Annotated in this window: 15 protein-coding genes and 1 tRNA gene; 7 read left to right on the top strand and 9 right to left on the bottom strand. The window is 61.2% G+C overall.

The features are described from left to right. Positions 1-4: 4 nt before the first annotated feature. On the bottom strand, positions 5-445 hold the full coding sequence (locus BLU35_RS17820; protein WP_057254722.1) for an acetyltransferase: 441 nt from the start codon (positions 443-445) through the stop codon (positions 5-7). 315 nt (positions 446-760) lie between these two features. Between BLU35_RS17820 and BLU35_RS35665 the strand changes: the two genes are divergently transcribed. Continuing rightward, positions 761-919 (top strand): hypothetical protein, encoded by a 159-nt coding sequence (locus BLU35_RS35665; protein ID WP_156414732.1) that lies wholly within the window; start codon positions 761-763, stop codon positions 917-919. Positions 920-1,607: 688 nt separating this feature from the next. Here BLU35_RS35665 and BLU35_RS17810 read toward each other — a convergent pair. The 3 genes from BLU35_RS17810 to BLU35_RS17800 all read right to left on the bottom strand — a co-directional run bounded on the left by BLU35_RS17810 (position 1,608) and on the right by BLU35_RS17800 (position 4,118). Beyond that, positions 1,608-1,684 (bottom strand) — tRNA-Met (locus tag BLU35_RS17810). Positions 1,685-1,819: 135 nt separating this feature from the next. Then, positions 1,820-3,049: a tRNA 2-thiouridine(34) synthase MnmA gene (gene mnmA, locus BLU35_RS17805; protein ID WP_058321056.1), complete on the bottom strand. Its 1,230-nt coding sequence runs from the start codon at positions 3,047-3,049 to the stop codon at positions 1,820-1,822. Positions 3,050-3,368: 319 nt separating this feature from the next. After that, entirely contained in the window at positions 3,369-4,118 is a 750-nt protein-coding gene (locus BLU35_RS17800; protein ID WP_057254719.1) for a helix-turn-helix transcriptional regulator, read from the bottom strand. 480 nt (positions 4,119-4,598) lie between these two features. Between BLU35_RS17800 and sciP the strand changes: the two genes are divergently transcribed. Both sciP and BLU35_RS17790 read left to right on the top strand, forming a co-directional pair. Then, positions 4,599-4,874 carry a CtrA inhibitor SciP gene (gene sciP / locus BLU35_RS17795; protein WP_003527546.1) on the top strand — a complete coding sequence of 92 codons (276 nt, stop codon included), beginning with the start codon at positions 4,599-4,601 and terminating at the stop codon, positions 4,872-4,874. A 205-nt stretch (positions 4,875-5,079) separates the two neighbouring features. Continuing rightward, a complete protein-coding gene (locus BLU35_RS17790; protein WP_057254718.1) occupies positions 5,080-5,361 on the top strand; it encodes a GNAT family N-acetyltransferase in 282 nt (93 codons plus the stop codon). Between the two features lie 301 nt (positions 5,362-5,662). On the opposite strand, the gene BLU35_RS17785 is transcribed toward BLU35_RS17790, so the two are convergent. Then, positions 5,663-6,013 (bottom strand): flagellin family protein, encoded by a 351-nt coding sequence (locus tag BLU35_RS17785; RefSeq protein WP_057254717.1) that lies wholly within the window; start codon positions 6,011-6,013, stop codon positions 5,663-5,665. Positions 6,014-6,454: 441 nt separating this feature from the next. On the opposite strand from BLU35_RS17785, the gene ctrA reads away from it, so the two are divergent. Next, positions 6,455-7,156, top strand: coding sequence for a response regulator transcription factor CtrA (ctrA, locus tag BLU35_RS17780; RefSeq protein WP_025424706.1), 702 nt, complete (start codon positions 6,455-6,457; stop codon positions 7,154-7,156). Between the two features lie 249 nt (positions 7,157-7,405). On the opposite strand, the gene BLU35_RS17775 is transcribed toward ctrA, so the two are convergent. Beyond that, on the bottom strand, positions 7,406-7,768 hold the full coding sequence (locus BLU35_RS17775) for a response regulator (protein ID WP_057254716.1): 363 nt from the start codon (positions 7,766-7,768) through the stop codon (positions 7,406-7,408). Positions 7,769-8,027: 259 nt separating this feature from the next. Then, positions 8,028-8,672 carry a histidine phosphotransferase ChpT gene (chpT, locus tag BLU35_RS17770; protein WP_057254715.1) on the bottom strand — a complete coding sequence of 215 codons (645 nt, stop codon included), beginning with the start codon at positions 8,670-8,672 and terminating at the stop codon, positions 8,028-8,030. A gap of 276 nt (positions 8,673-8,948) precedes the next feature. On the opposite strand from chpT, the gene BLU35_RS17765 reads away from it, so the two are divergent. Together BLU35_RS17765 and BLU35_RS17760 are read left to right on the top strand one after the other, a co-directional pair. Beyond that, the gene (locus BLU35_RS17765) at positions 8,949-9,539 is read left to right on the top strand and encodes a DUF1134 domain-containing protein (protein ID WP_093233923.1); all 591 of its coding nucleotides are present in this window, start codon (positions 8,949-8,951) and stop codon (positions 9,537-9,539) included. Between the two features lie 264 nt (positions 9,540-9,803). Next, on the top strand, positions 9,804-10,973 hold the full coding sequence (locus BLU35_RS17760; RefSeq protein ID WP_093233922.1) for a coiled-coil domain-containing protein: 1,170 nt from the start codon (positions 9,804-9,806) through the stop codon (positions 10,971-10,973). A gap of 103 nt (positions 10,974-11,076) precedes the next feature. Here BLU35_RS17760 and BLU35_RS17755 read toward each other — a convergent pair whose 3' ends face one another. Then, positions 11,077-11,913: a TrmH family RNA methyltransferase gene (locus tag BLU35_RS17755; RefSeq protein WP_057254712.1), complete on the bottom strand. Its 837-nt coding sequence runs from the start codon at positions 11,911-11,913 to the stop codon at positions 11,077-11,079. A 4-nt stretch (positions 11,914-11,917) separates the two neighbouring features. Beyond that, positions 11,918-12,301: a hypothetical protein gene (locus BLU35_RS17750; RefSeq protein ID WP_057254711.1), complete on the bottom strand. Its 384-nt coding sequence runs from the start codon at positions 12,299-12,301 to the stop codon at positions 11,918-11,920. A gap of 28 nt (positions 12,302-12,329) precedes the next feature. On the opposite strand from BLU35_RS17750, the gene BLU35_RS17745 reads away from it, so the two are divergent. After that, a complete protein-coding gene (locus BLU35_RS17745) occupies positions 12,330-13,358 on the top strand; it encodes an RluA family pseudouridine synthase (RefSeq protein WP_093233950.1) in 1,029 nt (342 codons plus the stop codon). Positions 13,359-13,411 lie beyond the last annotated feature (53 nt).

Below are 13,411 nucleotides of genomic sequence, written 5' to 3'. Positions count from 1 at the left end.
CCAATCAACCCCGGCGCAAATGCAGCAAGGGATAGGGCCGGCCGGCATCGTCGACCGGCGAACGCCCAATCACTTCGAACCCCAGGCGCTGATAGAACCCGGCCCCAGAGGCATTCTGCTCGTTGACGTCTACCGTCAACACCGGATGCAGCGTCATCGCATGCTCGACGAGCCGCCGGCCGACGCCACTGCTGCGCGCCTCCGCGTGAACGAAGAGCGAGTCGATCTGCGCCCCGCTCATGCCCATGAAGGCGAGCGCCTGATCGTTTTCGTCAGCCGCAATCCAGAACTCGGCTGCCGGCAGATACTGGTCGCGAACCATCCTCTCAATGGCAGCGAAGTCCTCCGGCGTCAGGAAGTCGTGCGTGGCGACCACGGCGCCGCGCCAGATCTCGAAGGTGCGCGGATAATCGTCAGGACGGGAGGGGCGAATGGAAATGGTCATGCAACAATCACTTTGAAAAACGAGGCGCCGATGGGATTGCCGCGCTCAGGCCCGGGCCAAAGCAGCGCACAGGACGCCAGATGGTGAAGATGTCCGGTCCCGAATCCGATCCGGCACGACGCGCGCACTCTAGTTGAGGGCGCCCCGATCGCAAGCCGTTCGGCCAGGTGCGCTTTTCAGGCAACGACGATTAAGTTTCCAGTAACCATATCTCATGTTCCCCGGGGAACAGCGCAGCTGACGCCACACGATAGTCTCTATGTCACGGTTTCTACCGACACACGTCAACAAACGCAGGGCTTGGAGGACACGGACATGATCAAAACCGCTTTCGGCGTCAACGTCACCGTACTGGTCTTCTCGATCACCGTGATCGCCATCATGCACTTCGCCCTGTCCCAATATCGGGCGGCCGAAATCGCCGATATCAACCTGCCTGACTACTCGACCATCACTTCGTCGATCCACTACTAAGGCCCTCGTTCCGGCCGCGAAAGTCAGCCAGCGTGTCGAACTGGCTTTCCTCTGTCTGCACCTCCTTCGAGCAAAACGATCTGTAGGCGCTACCATTGATGATGGCGGCGCCTTTTTGCATCGATCAGCCGCCCCATGAACGGCCGGAGAGATTATGATAGGCAACGCCGATCGAGCGAATCGAACGCTCGAAACAGACGTCTATCAATGTTCCCAAAGGGGCCGAGGCAAATATGGCAGATCCGCAAAACGAGCTGAAGCTCAGCACCTTCAAGCTGCACGAACAGGCGGTCCGCGCATCCGTCGGCGGGAAGCAGCTGGCATTGGACGCACTCGAACTCGGCGGCGAAATCCTCGTCGTCCTGACATGGCTTGGCAACTCCGAGAAGGGCCTGCGCAAGCCGGAATATGTCCTGCCCTTGAGCGCGATCATGCACCAGAAGCTGAGCAACGATTCGGACGCGAAGTACAAATGGGCTATCGGTTCACCGCTGCCGCAGTCGCTTTTCGACGGCAGCGCGTCGAGGCAATTCAGAAGGCAGTTCGGTGTCAGAAGCGGGCCGGCACTGACGAGAATAGAAAAGGCGGCAAGCGGCGGCCGCGCCAATCTAGCCCGAAAACTCCGCCACAGGGGGTGCGTTTTCCGCGCTGGGATTACCTATGTCTCAGGTATGGACAATTGGAGAAATGGTAGCGGAGGAGGGATTCGAACCCCCGACACAAGGATTATGATTCCTCTGCTCTAACCTACTGAGCTACTCCGCCGGGTACCGCGTCAGGGCTTCGAAGGAGAAGCCGTCTTGACTGGACGGGCGGCTTATACGGCCCGCTTCCGGGCAGTGTCAAGCCAAGTCTCCGGGAAAATGTGAAGTTTTCACAACAGCCCGGAAATCAAGGGCTTCAGGCGGCCGCAGGCGCCGAAAGAAGCACCTTCAACGCCGCTTCGGCACTCGCTTCGCGCTCCGATTTGCGAATGAAACCGCCGCCATAGACGCGTGCATCCTCGCCGACGCCGGAATAGAGCGCGCAGGCCTGGCCGGGCGCGATGCCGGCTTCGCCTTCGGCGAGCTCCACATAGATGCCCTCCTCGTCCATCGCCAGCACGGCAGGCGCCGGCTGGCGGGTGGAGCGCACCTTGGCGAAACAGTCAAAGCCGCGCGCAGCCGCCACTTCGACGTCCTCGTCGCCCAGCCAGTTGACGTCGCGCAGATAGACGCGGCGGGTTTCGAGCGCCTCCTTGGGGCCGACGATGACGCGGCGCGAGCGCGCGTCGAGATAGACCACGTAAAGCGGCTCGCCGGTGGCGATGCCGATGCCGCGGCGCTGGCCGATGGTGAAGTGCAGGATACCTTCGTGCGTGCCGAGCACGCGGCCGTCGAGATGAACGATCTCGCCGGAAAGGGCTGCATTCGGCTTCAGCTTGGAGACGATGTCGCTGTATTTGCCCTGCGGCACGAAACAGATGTCCTGGCTGTCGGCCTTCTGGGCGACGACGAGGCCCATCTCCTCGGCGAACTTGCGCGTTTCGGCCTTGGAATAGCCGCCGAGCGGAAAGCGCAGATAGTCGATCTGTTCCTGGGTCGTGGCAAACAGGAAGTAGCTCTGGTCGCGCTCGGCATCGGTCGGCCGGTAAAGCGCCCGCTGGCCGGCATAGCGCGGGCTTGGGCTCGGGCGCGAGCGGATATAGTGGCCGGTCGCCAGCGCATCGGCGCCGAGCTCCTTGGCGGTCGCAAGCAGGTCGGCGAACTTGACCGTCTGGTTGCAGGCAACGCAGGGGATCGGCGTCTCGCCGGCGATATAGCTTTCGGCAAACGGATTGATCACCGTTTCACGGAAGCGCGCTTCGTAGTCGAGCACATAGTGCGGAATGCCGAGGGTTTCGCAGACGCGGCGGGCATCGTCGATGTCCTGGCCGGCGCAGCAAGAGCCGGCGCGGTGCACGGCAGCGCCGTGATCGTAAAGCTGCAGCGTGATGCCGAGAACGTCGTAGCCCTCGCGTTTGAGCAGGCCAGCAACGACGGAACTGTCGACGCCGCCGGACATGGCGACGACGACACGCGTATCTTCGGGCTTGCGGTCAAAATCGAGACTGTTCACGGGATCCAATCCGGCCTTCGGGCGGCAATCCATGCGCCGGCCCTGTTTCACGCTTCATGCGATGCTTGGCCGAGGAACTCTCGGCTCACGGTATGCTCGGCTTCTACAGCGACCCTTGCGCGTCTGATCAGACGCGCAAGGGTCGCTGTAGCACTTTGTAGCTGCATGTTTTTGTCCTTTAATCGGCTACGATTAAAGGAAACATGCGGTAGGCGCCGCGCGTCCAATGAGACGCGCAAAGGTCGCCGCAGCACTTTCATTTCCGCGACATATAGAAACTTGTCCGTCCGGCGGCAAGGCCGGCCGCCATACCCGACAGCGCCGCGCGTCCATTGGGACGCGTCATGCCAGCTCAGATCAGCTTCAGCCGCATGGCGCGGGCGATCGCCTGCATGCGGTTGACGGCGTCGAGCTTGCGGGTCGCGCTCTTGAAGTAGCTGCTGACGGTGTAGGTCGAGATGCCCAAGATGATGGCGATCTCGTCGCTGCTTTTGCCCGCAGCCGCCCAGCGCAGGCATTCCACCTCGCGGCTCGAGAGCTTCTCGCGCGCCGAATTGCCGGTGTCGAAGGTACGCTCGAGGCATTCGAAAAGCTGGACCAGCGTCAGATAGAGTGTCGCGCATTCGACGCCGACCGGTGCCTCGCGGCGGCCGGACAGCATGGCGATGAAGGGATCACCATTGCTCGTGTGAAGGAGCACGGCGAAATGGCGGGCCATCTCCGGGTGAGCGAGCAGCCGGTGCACCATGGCCTCGTCCACCGGCTTTGCGGCGATATCGAGGAGCTCGGGTCCGCCGGTTACCGGCAGCTTCGTAAACCGCAGCCGCTCGACCAATGTGCTCGACTGGAAGCTTTCGCAGGCGTCGTATTGGCGGACGAGCTCCGACGGCCAGTTGCTGAGCACCAGCCGCTCGGAGAAGCGCTGCTGTTCGGCGAGCGGCATGCGCGCGATCATGAAATGGCCAAAACCATAGCGGGCGATCAGTCGCCGCATGAGATGCAGAAGTTCGTATTCGGTGCGGACGGCAGCCGTATCGACGTCCGAAAAAATATCCGCCGCTTCAGCCTCGCGCAGCAAGGCCGGTTCATTCGATTCCTTCATCTGCGATCACCACATCCCCAGGCGCCACCGCGCCCGGTCGAGAGAATACAAAAAACGCCTCAGATCACCTGAGGCATGAAGTTCACCCCGGCGAACAAATACAGCCGCCGCTACCGGCCTGTCCGCGCAAGAAACGCGTCCGGTTGTGAAAACTATGACGATGCACCAAGAATGATTGCGGGAGCGCGCATACGACGCTCATCCTTATTTCGGCGCCTCGTTACCAAGAATTTTAGTTAAAGTGAAATGTGGTAATTGCATGGCTCCCATGACAATTCCGGGATAATCCAGGCTCTTCTCAAAGCAATTCACAAGCATAGGGCGCGCAGCCCCATGAATTGAGTGGGGCGGGCGGTCGAAATGGCGCCCCGCCGAAGTGTCTCAAATTATGAGTAAATTGTTACTTCCTGCTTAGGCAAATGTTAAATGTGGCAGGCTAAGGTCACGGTCATATGGTCTTGAGTTTGTGTAGAGAGTCCCATGACCGAAATGATGCGACCACGTGTAAAATATGTCATCGGCCCCGATGGCAGCCCTCTGACGATTGCGGATCTGCCGCCGGCGAATACCCGGCGCTGGGTGATACGCCGCAAGGCAGAGGTTGTTGCCGCCGTGCGCGGTGGCCTTTTGAGCCTTGAGGAGGCGTGCGAACGCTATACCCTCACGGTCGAAGAATTCCTGTCCTGGCAGTCCTCGATCAACGATCATGGTCTTGCCGGCCTGCGCACCACTCGCATCCAGCAGTATCGCCACTAGTTCGCCCATTACAGGGCCATAGGTCGAGCGGCGGCTTCGGGTTCCCCGGAGCCGCCGCCGTCGTTTCAGCCTCGCGGTGAAAGGCGGATTGGTGCTGTTTCGGGAACAGTCTGTGTACCGGCGGCACGGGTTTGGTGGATTTCGATTTCCGGATTTCTGCGCTAGCTTTCGGACAAGGAAACCCGGTTCGCCAAGGAAGGCTGTCATGGAAATCTTACACGAGGAAACTGGATCGCACGGCCGCTACTCGACCGTTGTCGAGGGGCATACCGGGGAAATGACCTATTCGCGCACGTCGCCGCAATTGATCATCGTCGATCACACCCTTGTTCCGGATGCCTTGCGCGGCAAGGGCGTCGGCCAGGCGCTCGCCAAACACGCTATCGAGGAAGCCCGCAAAGGCGGCTGGAAGATCATTCCGCTCTGCCCTTTCATGAAGGCGCAGACGATGCGGCACCCCGAATGGCAGGATGTCATCCAGGCATGAGACACGGCTGCGCGCCGGCAAGCCTCTCCTGATCTCAACAGACTTGCGCTGATCTCAAAATGAGAAGACCCGCCCGAACGCCAAGGCATCGGGCGGGTCTCTTCGTCTTGTCACGATCGTGCCGGATCGGGTCATGCCAGACGCATGCCCCGACAAGGCTGGAAATATCTGCCCCGAAACGGGCTACCTGCCTGACCAGCGCACAAATTCCCCGGACCGGAATCGACCTGGAGATCAAATCGTCCGCTAGATCAAGGGCTTGCGGTTCGGCTGCGCCCGATCGGGGCGCAAGAGCCGCAGCTTATGCCCGCAGGCGGGTCGATGTGTCCCGCTCTTCGAGGGCCGCCGCCTTCGCGTATTCAGCCTGCACTTCTTCGAGCGCGAGCTCGGCAGCATCCTGCTGCGCCTTCAGTTCGCGAATGGAAACCTGAAGATTGTCGGCTCTCTGACGTGCGGCCTTGGCGAAGGTGGGATAGGCGAAGTGCTGGGGATCGGAGATGCCCGACTTCTTTTCCTCGAAAATAATCTGATTTTCCAGATCCTTGGTCATCCGTTCGAACTCAGCCATCATCATCTGAAGCTGGTTCAGTTGACGCTGCTTCTCGCGGACCTGAAATTCCTTCAGGCGGACAAGGCTCTCACGTGCTTTCATACGCAATACTCCCGTGGATAACGAGACCCCGGTTACTGATTTGCCCGCGAGCCGGCCCGAACGGGGCCGGAAACGAAAAATCTTCAGCGATATTAACAAAAGCCTACCGCTGGTAACCTTTCGTTTACGGGCATCGTTAATCATAGGCGTGATGATTTAAGGCTCCGTAAATGCTGAGGCACGAAATGTGACCGCCCTGGCATTAACGAGTCGGAAGAGTCAGATAGTGGCATTTCCTCATGTTTCACATGAGATTAGCCGTTCTGGATTCACGTTTGAAATCAGGAGACTGGTAAAAATATTTAACAAACTCGATACACCTTGCCAGAGGGAATCAGAATTTGTTAACCATTTGGTGGCAGCCTCCAAATCAGGCAACGACTGGATCCGTATCGCGTAAGGGTGCCACGACGACCTTGGGCGGCGGAAAAGGGGAAGAATATGCGGGTTCTATTAATCGAAGACGATAGTGCAACGGCTCAGAGCATTGAGCTGATGCTCAAGTCCGAGAGTTTCAATGTCTACACCACCGACCTCGGTGAAGAAGGCGTCGATCTCGGCAAACTTTATGACTATGACATCATCCTTCTCGACCTCAACCTGCCGGATATGTCCGGCTATGAAGTCTTGAGAACGCTGCGTCTTTCCAAGGTGAAGACCCCGATCCTGATTCTCTCGGGTATGGCCGGCATCGAAGACAAGGTCCGCGGCCTGGGCTTCGGCGCCGACGACTACATGACCAAGCCCTTCCACAAGGATGAGCTGGTCGCCCGTATTCACGCCATCGTCCGTCGTTCCAAGGGTCATGCCCAGTCGGTCATTTCCACCGGCGAGCTGATCGTCAACCTGGATGCCAAGACGGTCGAAGTCGGCGGACAGCGTGTCCACCTGACCGGCAAGGAATACCAGATGCTCGAGCTGCTTTCGCTGCGCAAGGGCACGACGCTGACCAAGGAAATGTTCCTGAACCACCTTTATGGCGGCATGGACGAGCCGGAACTGAAGATCATCGACGTCTTCATCTGCAAGCTGCGCAAGAAGCTTGCAAACGCTGCCGGCGGCGCCAACTACATCGAGACCGTCTGGGGCCGCGGCTACGTGCTGCGCGAGCCGGATGGCGCCGAGTACGCCGAAACCGCCTGATACCCGCAAGGGCCTGCATGACCCCCGCATGATGCGGGCCCAGAGTGTTCACAAAACCCGCCACGAGCGGGTTTTGTCGTTTCTACAGCGCCGCGCGTCTTATCAGGCGCGCAAAGGTCGCTGTAGCACTTAAATTTGCATATCTCACGCCGCTTCCCCTCAATAGGCGCAGCGGCCGGCGGCAAACACGCAAAAGCCGCGGCAGTGGCCACGGCTTTCATCTCATCCGGAATATGTGCGCGTGACGGCTCAGGCCGCCATCGACTGGCTGGCGAAAACGCTGGTCAGGATCTTGCGGTCGAAAGGCTTCAGCAGGAAGTCGTCGGCGCCGGCCCGCTTGCCGGCCATCATCTTCTTCAGATCCGCCTCGACGACGCAGTAATAGATCCGCACCGAAGGGCCGTTCGGGAGCCGCCGGATGTTGCCGATGAGTTCGAGCGCGCCTTCCAGCCCGGCGTCGATGACCAGGATGTTCGGGAGTTCAGCTTCGCAGCGGACAAGCGCCTCGAGGCTGTTCGAGGCCTCGTAAACCATGAAGCCCATGCCGGACAGGATACGTTTCCCAACTTTCCGGACGACATCCGAGCCGTCGGCAATCATCAAGCGCCGCATGTCCAACTCCCTTCGCAACTTACCTATACGCGTACTCGCAGGCTTGAAACAACTCTATACAAATTTGGGAAAGAATTCGTTACGGAGTTTGCTTAATAGCGCCTTTCTTCGCCGCATCAACCATCTGAAAACATTAAGTTTTCCAGAAATGGACGCAAGCAGAAAGAAACAGGACGCACATGTGCGGCCCCGCGCCAGGGCGCGGAACCGCACATTTTAAGGACTTTGAATAGAATGATTGCAGCCGGAGAATGAAACCTCAGGCTGCAACGCGGGTGGTGAAGATGATCTCTTCACCGGTCGATGCAACCTCGATCGTCATGCCGGCTTCCTCGCCGAGCAGCACCGTGTAGTACGGCTGGATCGAATGCGCGTCGACCGCTTCCTCCGGCGTACCGGACAGCAATTCCGTCAGCCTCGGCGGTACGCGCATCATGCGGCCCTTGGCGACCAGGGTGAAGACGGCGTCGAATTCCGGGTTCTCCAGCGTGACGTCGATCGAACCGCCGCGCGGGATCGCCCCATAGGCGATGAGGAAGAGGTTCAGGAGCAGCTTGACCCGGTTCTTGGCGATGATCGCGCGCGGGCCGTGCCAGTTGACCTCGGTCTTCTTTTCGGCAGCCGCGAAATCCTTGGCCGCCTTCTCCGCTTCGCCGGTGTCGATCGAGGCACCGACCGAGCCGGATGCGCCGAAAGCGAGACGGGCGAATTTCAGGCGGACCGAGGCGTTGAGTGCGCTCGTCCGGATCAGGTCCATCGCGTCGGCGTCGGCGCCGCCCTCATCCAGCAGTTCCAGGCCGTTGTTGATGGCACCGACCGGCGAGATGATGTCGTGGCAAACCCGGCTGCACAGAAGCGCGGCCAGATCGGGTCCCGTCAATGTCAGGTTCGGATTCGTTGCCATCGTGTATCCTTGTTGGTTCCGCCGGCCCGCCGCTTGGGGGCACGCGCCATCGTGACGCCGGTAAAGCCTCACGCGAAAAGACGCAAGTCATGGGCTGCCCGGCGCAGCCGTTCATCAGTGGATCATAATGACACCACATTTGGTAAACCGATTGTTAAGACCATCGGTTCAAATTGCATGGAAATGGTCCAGCCCCCTCACTGGTCGCACAGTGGTCTGACTGGCGGCCGCTACAAACCCGCAAGCGAGCAATTTTCGCGCCTGACGGAGGAAACGATGCATCAGATCATGAAGGCAGCCGCACAGGCCTGCCGTGTTGTCCTGGCCACGCTGTTCCTGGTCGCTGCTGCCCAAACGACGGCGCATGCCCAGTCCGCGAACAACAGCCAATATACGATGCAGGAAATCGTCGATGCCGGTCACGGTTTCTTCGGCGAAACTTCGGGCGGCTTGGCGAAAGTCGTCGAACGCGCCTTCGAGCGCTACGGCCTGCCGAACGGCTACATTCTCGGCCAGGAAGGCTCCGGCGCATTCATCGCCGGTCTCACCTATGGCGAAGGCGAACTCAACACCAAAAACGCCGGCCAGCACAGCGTCTTCTGGCAGGGTCCGTCACTCGGCATCGACTGGGGCGGCCAGGGCAGCCGCGCCATGATGCTCGTCTACAATCTGCCGAGCGTGCCGGCACTCTACAAGCGCTTCGGCGGCGTCTCCGGTTCGGCCTACGTCGTCGCTGGCGTCGGCATGACGGTGCTGACCGACGAACAGATCGTCGTCGTTCCGATCCGCACCGGCATCGGCGCGCGGCTCGGCGTCAATGTCGGCTACCTCAAGATGACCCAAACACCCACCTGGAACCCCTTCTGAGGTCAGCTGCATTATTCCTTAAATCGGCATCGATATAAGGGCAAATTATGCAGCAGATCTAAAATGCTACAGCGACCTTCGCGCGTCTAAAGAGACGCGCGAAGGTCGCTGTAGTCGGGTCGGCGCAGGCAAAATCCCGGGCCGGAGACTTGCAGCGCACGAAACGTCATGTTTAGTGCAAGAATGCGGAATTAAGGAGGGCCTGCCGCACCGCGAGGTCCGGCAGGCACTCCGGTTCCGGTACAGTTTTGAAACGGCCAGCTCGTGATCCAATTCGCGCTTCTCTTTGCCCTGGGCTTTCTGACGGCGATCATCATCGGTCTGCTGGTCGCACCGGCTATCCACCGCCGCATCGTGCGCTTTGCCGAAGATCGATTGAAGGCCACCATGCCGCTCAGCCCCCAAGAGGTGCGCGCGCAGAAGGACGCTGCCCGCGCAGCCTACGCCGCTGAAAACGCCCGCACGCAGCAAGCCCTGAAGCGCGAGCGCGACAAAGGCGTGTCGCTGATGCTTGCCAACGAGAAGAGTTTGCACGAGGCACGGCGCCTTGGCAGCGAGAATGCCGACCTGCATGCGCAGCTTGCCGACATGAACGTCGAAGCGGCGGACATGCGCTCTGCCATCCGGCAATTCGAGCAGCGCCTGGAACGGATGAAGGCAACGCTCGACAGCGTCGAGCGCGACAATGCCGGAAAATCCGACGAGATACAGAAGCTCGGCGTCCACCTCGCCCAGCATGCCGCCGAAATCGACAATCTCAAGATCACCCTGGTGGCGCGCGAGACCGAGGTCGAGCATCTGAAGAGCCGTATCGCCACGCTGCGCGACGAGCGCGAAGCCCTGCGTGGCGATCTCAAGGCCGAGACAACCCATGCCAAGGAAATGGAGATTCGCCTCTCTCGCGACGAAACGCGGCTACACCGGCTGGAAGACAAGCTGGCGCGTGAGATGGCAACCAGCGCCGACCGCGAAAGCGCACTCGAGCGGCGCGCGGGAGAAATCGAGCGGTTGAAGACCAAGGTGAAGGATACCAATCAGGAAATGCGCGATGCAGCCAAGGCCCTGCGCGCCGCGGGCATCGCCTTCCCGCTGCGGAAGGAACGCCGGCCGGCCACCGAACCGGCTGCCAACGGTTCCGTATCCCCGCCCGATCAGCCGGCCAGCGAGATTGCTGGCTCCGCAGCCGCCGATGATCTGCGCAACCGCGCCACCGCGCTTTCCGAACGCCTGACCAATTCGAAATCCGCCGCCCATGACGACGCTCTGCGCGACGAGGTTGCGGCAATTGCCGCCGGCATGGTTGCCTTGACGGCGACGAACGAAGGCCCCTCCTCCCCCATCCTCAATCTGCTGGCAGGTGAAGAGCAAGAGCAAGGCGCAGCCAAGCGGGAGAGTTTGGCGAAGCGGGCGAAGGACATTCTACCGCGCGAATAGAGCCCGTTGGGGCGTGTAGACAGTTGACGCCGTTGCACCGGTCGCCAGGTCACGGGATCGAGCCATCTCCTGCGGTCACCGGAAAGCCTGGGAACCTTGAGCGTCAGATGCGGCCGTTGATCAGCGCCACCTGGTGCAGGGCAATGCCGGCCGCCGTCGAGACATTGAGGCTATCGAGGCCCGGGCGCTGGCGGATGCGCGCCGTGCGGATCGAGGTCAGCACGGATTGCGGCAACCCCTCCCCTTCGGTCCCCATGAGAAGTGCCGTACGCGCCGCCGGGGGGATCGCGCCAAGATCGGTTTCTCCGGCGGGAGAGAGCCCCCAGATCGCAAAGCCCGTCTGCTGCAGCCGCTCCAGCATCGCGGCCACCGAGCCTTCGCGCACAAAGGGCACCGTCAGCACCGAGCCGACGGAGACGCGGATCGCCTTGCGATACATCGGGTCGCAGCTCGTCTCGTCCATCAGCACGGCATCGACCCCGAAGGCCGCAGCGTTGCGGAAAAGCGCCCCCATGTTGTCGTGATTGGAGATGCCGCAGGCCGCCAGCACGAGGCTCGACGCCGGCAGCGACGCGATCAAGGCGTCGCGGCCGGGCGCGCCTTCGCGGCGACCGAGCGCAAGCACGCCCCGGTGCATGTTGAAGCCGGCGATCGCATCGAACACCTGCGCGTTCGCCACATAGACGGGCACCGTCGACGGAAATCGTTCGAGGATTTCCTGAACGCCGGCGAGACGGTTTTCGAGCAGCAGGATCGCCTCGGCGGCAAAGCCGCGCCCGCTTTGATGCGCAGCCGCCAGCATGCGCAGCACGACCGTGCCTTCGGCGATGAAGCGGCCCTGCCGTCCCGTCAGGTCGCGCTCCTTGATCGAAACGAAGCCGGCAATCCTGGGATCGGCGGCGTCGTCGATGCGCTGGACGGGCGGGAGGGCGCTCGCCATGCCGTCAGTTGGTCCTGACGGTGATGTCGGCGACGATGCGGCCGGCACCGATATCGAACACGATGGCGCGCGGCTCCGATCCCGGCAGGTTGCCGTAGAAGAGCACCTGGGAGCCGGAGAGCGCCACGTTCGTGACGGTGAAGCCGGCGGGCAGTGCTGCGACCGCATTGACCGGCGCTTCGCTCGGAACGACGGCAGTGGCGGCCTGAACGGGCGCCTTCGCGTCCGTGCGCGTCAGCTTGTAGACAATCGTCCCAAGGACGGCCATAAGCATGACCAACATGACGCCGGCCGAGACGAGCTGAAGCTTCACCATCTTGCGGCGGACATTTTCCATGGCCGGATCTAGCGGCTTGTCTTCCTGGTCATCGGGCTCGATTGCGGTCATGGTTGGCCTTTTTTCGGATTTGAACGGAATGAACGACCCCTTTAAACAAGCGACGGCCAATAGGAAAGTCCTGACGGCGGGCGAGGATGCCGCGGGACGCCTGGATTCCTTCCTGACGGACGCACTTTCGGGTGAATTCTCCCGCAACCGGATCAAGGGCCTGATCGCACAGGGAGCGGTGTCGATCAACGGCAAGGCGGTGACCGAAGCGAAGAAGAAGGTCCATCCCGGCGATGTCTTCGAGATCGACCTGCCCGAACCGGAAGATCCGGAGCCGAAGGGCGAAGACATCCCGCTCGACGTGCTCTACGAAGACGACGACCTGATCGTGCTTTGCAAGCCAGCCGGCCTCGTCGTTCATCCCGGCGCCGGCAACTGGACCGGTACGCTGGTCAATGCGCTCATCCATCATTGCGGCAGCAGCCTGTCGGGCATCGGCGGCGTCAAGCGCCCGGGCATCGTCCATCGCCTCGACAAGGAGACGAGCGGCGTCATGGTTGTCGCCAAGAACGATGCCGCGCACCGCCACCTCTCGGAGCAGTTTGCCGACCACGGCCGCACCGGCCCGCTCGAACGCGCCTATCGGGCCGTCGTCTGGGGCCGCCCGCGGCAGCTGAAGGGAACGATCGACGCCCCGCTCGGGCGTGCCGTCGACCGGACGAAACGCGCGGTCAAGCGCGAAGACAGCGACGACGCCCGCGAAGCCATCACCCACTACGAGGTCGTCGAGCGTTATCTCGAAAAGCCCGATGGCACCTGCCTGGCGTCGACGGTGGAATGCCACCTCGAAACGGGGCGCACGCACCAGATCCGCGTGCACATGGCCCATATCGGCCATCCGCTGATCGGCGATCCGGAATACGGCGCCGCCTTCCGCACCAAGGCGAACTTGTTGCCGGATGCGGCCAGGGCCGTCGTCAATCAATTTCACCGCCAGGCCCTGCACGCCTTCATGCTGCAGTTCGAACATCCGGCGACCGGCGAGACCATGCATTTCGAATCACCGGTGCCTGTCGACATGGAGCAACTGATCGAGGCCCTGCGGAGCGAAGAGTGATCGTGCCCTTGAATTCCGGTGTCGGGATTCCAATTTAAGGCTCAGTCTTTGTT

The sequence above is a fragment of the Sinorhizobium sp. NFACC03 genome (assembly GCF_900103435.1).
GTDB lineage: Bacteria > Pseudomonadota > Alphaproteobacteria > Rhizobiales > Rhizobiaceae > Ensifer.
This window is presented reverse-complemented; position numbering and strand designations above follow the sequence as displayed.

Coding starts and splice junctions, on each gene's coding strand:
- BLU35_RS17820 (WP_057254722.1), bottom strand. CDS start 445: ATGACCATTTCCATTCGCCCCTCCCGTCCTGACGATTATCCGCGCACC.
- BLU35_RS35665 (WP_156414732.1), top strand. CDS start 761: ATGATCAAAACCGCTTTCGGCGTCAACGTCACCGTACTGGTCTTCTCG.
- mnmA (WP_058321056.1), bottom strand. CDS start 3,049: ATGGATTGCCGCCCGAAGGCCGGATTGGATCCCGTGAACAGTCTCGAT.
- BLU35_RS17800 (WP_057254719.1), bottom strand. CDS start 4,118: ATGAAGGAATCGAATGAACCGGCCTTGCTGCGCGAGGCTGAAGCGGCG.
- sciP (WP_003527546.1), top strand. CDS start 4,599: ATGACCGAAATGATGCGACCACGTGTAAAATATGTCATCGGCCCCGAT.
- BLU35_RS17790 (WP_057254718.1), top strand. CDS start 5,080: ATGGAAATCTTACACGAGGAAACTGGATCGCACGGCCGCTACTCGACC.
- BLU35_RS17785 (WP_057254717.1), bottom strand. CDS start 6,013: ATGAAAGCACGTGAGAGCCTTGTCCGCCTGAAGGAATTTCAGGTCCGC.
- ctrA (WP_025424706.1), top strand. CDS start 6,455: ATGCGGGTTCTATTAATCGAAGACGATAGTGCAACGGCTCAGAGCATT.
- BLU35_RS17775 (WP_057254716.1), bottom strand. CDS start 7,768: ATGCGGCGCTTGATGATTGCCGACGGCTCGGATGTCGTCCGGAAAGTT.
- chpT (WP_057254715.1), bottom strand. CDS start 8,672: ATGGCAACGAATCCGAACCTGACATTGACGGGACCCGATCTGGCCGCG.
- BLU35_RS17765 (WP_093233923.1), top strand. CDS start 8,949: ATGCATCAGATCATGAAGGCAGCCGCACAGGCCTGCCGTGTTGTCCTG.
- BLU35_RS17755 (WP_057254712.1), bottom strand. CDS start 11,913: ATGGCGAGCGCCCTCCCGCCCGTCCAGCGCATCGACGACGCCGCCGAT.
- BLU35_RS17750 (WP_057254711.1), bottom strand. CDS start 12,301: ATGACCGCAATCGAGCCCGATGACCAGGAAGACAAGCCGCTAGATCCG.
- BLU35_RS17745 (WP_093233950.1), top strand. CDS start 12,330: ATGAACGACCCCTTTAAACAAGCGACGGCCAATAGGAAAGTCCTGACG.